This window comes from Pseudomonas sp. BW16M2, assembly GCF_014268865.1.
GTDB lineage: Bacteria > Pseudomonadota > Gammaproteobacteria > Pseudomonadales > Pseudomonadaceae > Aquipseudomonas > Aquipseudomonas peradeniyensis.
On the sequence record NZ_JABWRI010000103.1, the window covers coordinates 1 to 228 of the forward strand.

The 228-nt window shown below is 58.8% G+C and carries 1 tRNA gene; it reads right to left on the reverse strand.

Features of this window, described 5'->3' with window-relative positions:
- Window positions 1-76: transfer RNA gene (locus HU735_RS26915), tRNA-Gly, on the reverse strand.
- Window positions 77-228: the final 152 nt, after the last annotated feature.

The following is a 228-nucleotide window of genomic DNA, read 5'->3' on the forward strand; positions in this document are numbered from 1 at the left end:
TGGAGCGGGAAACGAGACTCGAACTCGCGACCCCGACCTTGGCAAGGTCGTGCTCTACCAACTGAGCTATTCCCGCAGGGTGAAGCTTTACCGCATGTGGCGTGAAGCGCCTTGACGACCTTCACCACCTGCACCGTCGGAACGATGCGTTGAAACTGGAGCGGGAAACGAGACTCGAACTCGCGACCCCGACCTTGGCAAGGTCGTGCTCTACCAACTGAGCTATTC